Annotated in this window: 1 protein-coding gene; it reads left to right on the top strand. The window is 67.5% G+C overall.

What is annotated here, in order from left to right; all coding sequences use genetic code 11:
• A partial coding sequence (locus SB717_RS38840; protein ID WP_410908587.1) for a hypothetical protein occupies nt 1-243 on the top strand: 243 nt, incomplete at both ends.

The raw sequence follows: 243 nt of genomic DNA, 5'->3' as shown, positions 1-243 counted from the left end.
CGGGCAAGGGCAACACGGGCTTGCTGTACAAGGACCCCGACCTCGCCCTCGGCGTCAGCACGAGCTCCCAGGTGCAGGCGGCCGCGACGACATTCGTCACCTGGCTCGCCGCCTCCGAGGCCGGGCAGACGAAGGTTGCGAATGCCCTCGATCACAACCCGGCACTGCTTTCGGCCTCACCGGATTGGGATCAGATCGAACTGGTGAACCCCGAGGTGCAGCGCCCCGCGCTCGAACAGCTCC

Origin of the sequence: Priestia sp. SIMBA_032, assembly GCF_046535215.1 — a bacterium.
Classification (GTDB): domain Bacteria; phylum Bacillota; class Bacilli; order Bacillales; family Bacillaceae_H; genus Priestia; species Priestia aryabhattai.
Note: the sequence above shows the minus strand (reverse complement) of the source record. Positions and strands in the feature narration are given on the sequence as shown.